Raw genomic sequence first — 6,201 nt, 5'->3', positions numbered from 1 at the left:
GCGCAGGTCGTCGAGCAGGCTGACGGTATGGCCATCGACCGCACGGCAAAGCTGTTCATCGGTGGCAAGCAGGTGCGTCCGGACGGCAACTACTCGCTGACCGTCGCCACCGCCAAGGGCAAGCTTGCCGGCGAAGTTGGGCTTGGTAGCCGCAAGGATATCCGCGATGCCGTCTCCGCCGCCCGCGGTGCCAAGGCCTGGCCGGAGGCGACCGCCTATAACAGGTCCCAGGTGCTCTATTATCTGGCCGAGAACCTTTCCGGCCGCGCCGGCGAGTTCGCCGCCCGTCTCACCGAATTGACCGGCGCCACGCCCAAGGCTGCGCGGGAAGAGGTAGAACAATCCATCGAGCGGCTGTTCCTCTATGCCGGTCTGGCCGACAAATTCGAGGGCCGCGTGCACCAACCGCCCGCGCGTGCCGTGACATTGGCGCTGCACGAGCCGGTCGGCGTCGTCGGCATCGTCGCGCCGGATGCCTCGCCGCTGCTCGGCCTGATCTCGCTGATTGCACCCGCACTCGCGATGGGCAACACCGTGGTCGCAGTGCCGTCGGAGCGCTACCCGCTGCTGGCGACCGATCTTTACCAGGTCATCGAATATTCCGACATTCCCTCAGGCGCCATCAACATCGTCACCGGTCGCAGCGCCGAACTCGCCGGCGTGCTGGCCAAGCATGACGATGTCGACGGGCTTTGGGTGTTCGCCGATGCCGAGACCTGCGCCAAGGCGGAAGCCGAGTCCATCGGCAACCTCAAGCGCGTCTGGAGCGGCAATGGCCGCGGCATCGACTGGGCATCCGACCAAGCCGCCGGCGACGCCTTCCTACGCCGCGCCGTCGAGGTCAAGAATGTCTGGGTGCCTTACGGCGATTGATGGCCTGCCGGTACTGTTCAGATCGTGTTCGGGCTTGACGCCCGGACAGATGTTCTTTAACGAGAAAAAACATCTTTATCAGTGAACGGTCAACGGCGCAGGCTGCACGATCACGCGTGACTGGCACATGACGCCTTGGCCAGCCGCAGGTAGACCCGGACTATCCCAGCGGACGAGGAGAACAGCATGGCGGATCTGGCAGGCAAGGTCGTTGTCGTCACGGCAGCGGCGCAAGGGATCGGCAAGGCGAGCGCACTGGCCTTCGCAAAAGCCGGCGCCATCGTCTACGCCACCGACATCAACGAGACGCTGCTGGCGGAACTCGCCAAGACGCCAGGGATCAAGACCCGCAAGCTGGACGTGCTCAACGACGAAGCCGTCAACGCCGCCTTTGCCGAGATCGGTGTCGTCGACGTGCTGTTCAATTGCGCCGGTTTCGTCCATTCGGGCTCGATCCTGGAGATGAAGGACGGCGACCTCGATTTCGCGCTGAACCTCAATGTCCGCGCCATGATCCGCACCAGCCGGGCCGTGCTGCCCGGCATGCTGGAACGCGGCGACGGATCGATCATCAACATGGCCTCGCTGGCCAGTTCCACCAAGGGCGTGCCCAACCGCTTCGTCTATGGCCTGACCAAGGCCGCGGTCATCGGCCTGACCAAGGCGATAGCCGCCGACTATGTCGGCAAGGGCATACGCTGCAACGCCATCTGCCCCGGCACGGTCGAGAGCCCGTCGCTGCAGGACCGCATGCACGCGCAAGGCGACTATGATGCCGCCCGCGCCGCCTTCATCGCCCGCCAGCCGATGGGCCGGCTCGGCACGCCGGAGGAAATCGCCGATCTGGCCGTCTACCTGGCCGGCGCCACGTACACGTCCGGGCAGGCCTACAATATCGACGGCGGCTGGTCGATCTGACTGCGGAAATCTTGCGTGGGCCGGACGATCTGGCCCGTTGCCGGCGTTCAACAGGGGATCGAACAGTCTGAAAATCCCGCGCGCCGGCTATCTTGTATGGCGATCGCGCTTGTCCGTAGTCAGGTCGGTGAGTACGGTCCGCCGGTTCCTTGAAGGAGCAATCGCCTTGGCGGAAAGTTTGCAAAAGGCCGCGAGGCCGCAATCAGGAGAAGGATTTAGATGAAACTGCTGCGCTATGGCGAGGTGGGAAGCGAACGTCCCGGCCTGCTCGATGCGGATGGAACGATCCGTGATCTCTCCGCTCACGTCACCGATATCGGCGGCAAGGCACTCGATCCGGCATCGCTGGCAGCACTCGCCAAGCTAGATCCGAAGTCGCTGCCGGCGGTTTCCGGCAGCCCGCGCCTCGGCGCCTGCGTTGCCGGCACGGGCAAGTTCATCTGCATCGGCCTGAACTATTCCGACCACGCCGCCGAGACCGGCGCTACCGTGCCGCCGGAGCCGATCATCTTCATGAAGGCAAGCTCGGCCATTGTCGGGCCGGATGACGACGTGCTGATCCCCCGCGGCTCGGAGAAGACCGACTGGGAAGTCGAGCTGGCCGTGATCATCGGCAAAACCGCCAAATATGTCAGCGAAGCCGACGCGCTCGACTATGTCGCCGGCTATAGCGTCGCCCACGACGTCTCAGAGCGCGCCTTCCAGGCCGAGCGCCAGGGCCAGTGGACCAAGGGCAAGAGCTGCGACACATTCGGCCCTACCGGCCCATGGCTGGTGACCAAGGACGAGGTAGCCGATCCGCAGAACCTCAAAATGTGGCTGACCGTCAACGGCAAGACGATGCAGAACGGCTCGACCAAGACCATGGTCTATGGCGTCAAGTATCTGGTGTCCTATCTCAGCCAGTTCATGTCGCTGCACCCCGGCGACATCATCTCCACCGGCACGCCGCCCGGCGTCGGGCTGGGCATGAAGCCGCCGGTGTTCTTGAAGGCCGGCGATGTGGTTGAACTGGGCATTGAAGGCCTGGGGCAGCAGAAGCAGACGTTCAAGGCGGACGTTTAGGCAGTACATTTCGGGGTCAGCGCTGCCCCTTCATCCGGCCGCTTCGCGGCCACCTTCTCCCCGCTGGGGAGAAGAGACTGGCGTCGGCGCTGGCAATCTCCTCTCCCCTCGGGGAGAGGTCAGCCGAGCGAAACGGAGGCTGGGTGAGGGCCAGCGCCGGCGTATCTACTTCAGCACCTTCCCATCCGTACCAAACCGATACGTCTTCGCCGGATCCGGCGTCGCATACAGCGTGGCACCCGGCTCGGCATCGTAAACACCAAAAATCCGCACGGTGATCAGCCCGGCCTTCTCGCAGTCGAGATAGAGGTTGGTGTCGGCGCCGAGATGCTCGGCGTGCACCACCGTTCCCTTCCAGGAGCCGGATTTCGGATCGACGGTCAGATGTTCCGGCCGCACGCCGATTGTCTTGGCGGTTTCGCCGAGACGGGCGCCGTCGACGAAATTCATCTTCGGCGAGCCGATGAAGCCGGCGACGAACTCATTTGCCGGCGAATTGTAGAGCTCCATCGGGCCACCGATCTGCTCGATTTTCCCTGCGTTGAGCACTACGATCTTGTCGGCCAGGGTCATCGCCTCGACCTGGTCGTGGGTGACGTAGATCATCGTTGCCTTCAGCCGGCGATGCAGCTGCGCGATCTCCAGCCTTGTGTTGACGCGCAGTGCGGCATCGAGGTTGGACAATGGCTCATCGAAGAGAAAAAGCTTCGGCTCGCGCACCACGGCGCGGCCGATGGCGACACGCTGGCGCTGGCCGCCGGAGAGTTCGGCCGGCCGCCTTTCGAGATAGGGCTCCAGCGACAGCATCGACGAGGCTATGCCGATGCGGCGCTCGATCTCGGCCGCCGGCGTGCCGGCCTGCTTGAGGCCGAGGCCCATATTGTTCTTCACCGTCAGATGCGGATAGAGCGCATAGGTCTGGAACACCATGGCGATGCCGCGCTTGGCCGGCGGCGTGGCCGAAACGTCCGCGCCGTCGATGACGACGCGGCCCGAGGTCGAATCCTCCAGCCCGGCAATGACCCTGAGCAGGGTCGACTTGCCGCAGCCGGACGGCCCGACGAAAACGACGAACTCGCCGTCGTTCACTTCGAGGTTGATGCCCTTCAGCACCTCGACCGGCCCAAAGGCCTTCTTCACGTTCTCGATGTTCAGCGAGCCCACGGCTTCGTCCCTGTTCTAGAGTTTGAGGGCGGCGCCGCTGCGCACGCTCTCGTCGGCGGCAAGGCAGACGGCGAGCGATTTGACCGCGTCGTCCATGTGTTTGGCGAGGTCCAGATCCTCGCGGATTGCCTTCAGCACGAAGGCCTGTTCGAGGTCGCAGAGGTCCTGATGGCCGGGTTCGCCTGCCATCGACAGCATTTCGTCGGCCTTGAGAAACTTGCCGTCCGCGTCGGCCGCCGCATTGTGCAGGCGGATGGTCGAGGTCTTGGTGTGGGTGTCGATGTCATCGGACTTCACACCTTCCTTCATGACGATCGACACGCAGCCATTGGGCGAGATGACGTCCTTCACGAAGAAGGCGGTTTCCGAAATCATCGGCCCCCAGCCGGCCTCATACCAGCCGACCGAACCGTCGTCGAACAGCACCTGCAAGTGGCCGTAATTGTACATCGAGGGCGCGACCTCGTCGGTCAGCCGCACGCCCATGCCGCGCACTTCCACGGGCTTCGCATCGGTGATCTGCAGCATGACGTCGAGATAGTGCACGCCGCAATCGACGATCGGCGAGGTCGTCTGCATCAACTGCTTGTGCGTCTCCCAGGTATGGCCCGAGGATTGCTGGTTGAGGTTCATGCGGAAGACGTAGGGGCCGCCGAGCTTGCGCGCTTCGGCGATGAGCCTGATCCAGGACGGGTGATGGCGCAGGATGTAGCCGATCACCAGCTTCCTGCCGTTGGCCTTGGCCGCCGCGACGACGCGCCTGGCATCGGCCACCGTCGTTGCCAGCGGCTTTTCGACGAAGACGTGGCAACCGGCCTCGAACGCCTTCACCGCATAGTCGGCATGGCTGTCGGAATAGGTGGCGATGCAGGCGACATCGGGCTTTTCATCGCGCAATGCCTCGTCGAAGGAGCGCTTGATGCCGTAACCCGACAGCCCGTCCGGCAGCGGCACGTCGGAGCGATTGATCAGCGCCGCGATCTGGAAACCTGGATTGGTATGGTAGGCCAGCGCATGGCTGCGACCCATATTGCCAAGCCCGGCGACGACGACGCGCAGAGGGGTTTCAGAACTCACTTCACCGCTCCGGAAGTAATGCCGCGGATCAACTGCCGCGAGAAGATGACGTAGAGGATCAGCACCGGCATGATCGCCAGCGACAGCGCCGCCAGGATAGCGTTCCAGTTGGTGACGAACTGGCCGAGGAACAGCTGGGCGCCGAGCGTCACCGTCTTGGTTTCTTCCGACGGCGCCAGGATCAGCGGGAACCACAGGTCATTCCAGATCGGGATCATGGTGAAGACGGCGACGGTTGCCATCGACGGCCTGACCAGTGGCAGCACCAGGCGGAAGAAGATGGTGTATTCCGACAGGCCGTCGATGCGGCCGGCATTCTTCAGATCGTCGGACACCTGCTTCATGAACTCCGACAGGATGAACACGGCAAGCGGCAGGCCTTGCGCGGTGTAGACCAGGATCAGCGCCGTCAGCGTGTTGACCAGCCCGCTCGCCACCATCAATTGCAGGATGGCGACGGTGCCCAGCCGGATCGGGATCATGATGCCGAGCGCCAGATAGAGCCCCATCAGCGAATTGCCGCGGAAGCGGTATTCCGACAGCGCAAACGCTGCCATGGCGCCGAACAGGAGCACGAAGAACAGCGAGGCGACGGTGACGACGAGGCTGTTCTGGAAATAGTGGAAGAAGTCGCCCTGGCCGATGACGGTGGTGTAGCCGATCAGGTCGAAGGTCTTTGGCGTCGGCGGCGTCAGCGGCGCGCCGAAGATGCCGGCGCGGGACTTGAACGAGTTCATGATCACCAGGATCACCGGAAACAGCGCGATCACCGTGTAGGTCAGCAGGATCGCATGGGCGCCGATGGTGCGGGGCACGGAACGGGTGGCGGTGCTCATCTCTCGGCCCCTCAGAACTGGTAGCGACGCAGGCGCGTCTGGACGAGGAAGAGGTAGACGCAGACGCCGCCGAGGATGATCAGGAACATCATCGTGGCGATCGCCGCGCCCATATTGGGGTCGCCGACCTGCAGCTGGAAGCCGAAGAAGGCGCGGTAGAGGAAAGTGCCGAGAATATCGGTCGAATAGTTCGGCCCGGCGAGCGCGCCTTGCGCGGTGTAGATCAGGTCGAAGGCGTTGAAATTGCCGACGAAGGTGAGGATCGAGA

6 protein-coding genes and 1 pseudogene are annotated in these 6,201 nt (G+C 63.6%); 3 read left to right on the top strand and 4 right to left on the bottom strand.

Annotated features, from left to right (window positions below):
* From EN925_RS18440 to EN925_RS18430, 3 genes are all read left to right on the top strand, one after another.
* A partial coding sequence (locus EN925_RS18440; protein WP_128336779.1) for an aldehyde dehydrogenase family protein occupies positions 1–873 on the top strand: 873 nt, incomplete at its 5' end.
* Between the two features lie 186 nt (positions 874–1,059).
* Positions 1,060–1,791, top strand: a complete 732-nt coding sequence (locus EN925_RS18435; protein WP_013528567.1) for an SDR family oxidoreductase — start codon at positions 1,060–1,062, stop codon at positions 1,789–1,791.
* A gap of 219 nt (positions 1,792–2,010) precedes the next feature.
* Positions 2,011–2,856: a fumarylacetoacetate hydrolase family protein gene (locus EN925_RS18430; RefSeq protein ID WP_013528568.1), complete on the top strand. Its 846-nt coding sequence runs from the start codon at positions 2,011–2,013 to the stop codon at positions 2,854–2,856.
* 165 nt (positions 2,857–3,021) lie between these two features.
* Here the strand turns inward: EN925_RS18430 and EN925_RS18425 are convergent, their stop codons facing one another.
* From EN925_RS18425 to EN925_RS18410, 4 genes and pseudogenes are all read right to left on the bottom strand, one after another.
* Positions 3,022–4,020, bottom strand: coding sequence for an ABC transporter ATP-binding protein (locus tag EN925_RS18425; protein ID WP_127369149.1), 999 nt, complete (start codon positions 4,018–4,020; stop codon positions 3,022–3,024).
* A gap of 15 nt (positions 4,021–4,035) precedes the next feature.
* The gene (locus EN925_RS18420; RefSeq protein WP_127369148.1) at positions 4,036–5,097 is read right to left on the bottom strand and encodes a Gfo/Idh/MocA family oxidoreductase; all 1,062 of its coding nucleotides are present in this window, start codon (positions 5,095–5,097) and stop codon (positions 4,036–4,038) included.
* Positions 5,094–5,933, bottom strand: a complete 840-nt coding sequence (locus EN925_RS18415; RefSeq protein WP_027161160.1) for a carbohydrate ABC transporter permease — start codon at positions 5,931–5,933, stop codon at positions 5,094–5,096. Before EN925_RS18415 ends, EN925_RS18420 begins: the two co-directional genes overlap by 4 nt.
* Before the next feature lie 11 nt (positions 5,934–5,944).
* A pseudogene (locus EN925_RS18410) lies at positions 5,945–6,201 on the bottom strand (sugar ABC transporter permease); the annotation flags it as partial.

This window comes from Mesorhizobium sp. M7A.F.Ca.US.006.04.2.1, from assembly GCF_004022915.1.
GTDB lineage: Bacteria > Pseudomonadota > Alphaproteobacteria > Rhizobiales > Rhizobiaceae > Mesorhizobium > Mesorhizobium ciceri.
The sequence above is the reverse complement of the archived record's forward strand: the minus strand, read 5'-3'. Positions and strand labels throughout refer to the sequence as shown.

Excerpts from the sequence above, each read along its gene's own strand:
- EN925_RS18430 (WP_013528568.1), top strand. The coding sequence starts at position 2,011 with ATGAAACTGCTGCGCTATGGCGAGGTGGGAAGCGAACGTCCCGGCCTG.
- EN925_RS18435 (WP_013528567.1), top strand. The coding sequence starts at position 1,060 with ATGGCGGATCTGGCAGGCAAGGTCGTTGTCGTCACGGCAGCGGCGCAA.
- EN925_RS18415 (WP_027161160.1), bottom strand. The coding sequence starts at position 5,933 with ATGAGCACCGCCACCCGTTCCGTGCCCCGCACCATCGGCGCCCATGCG.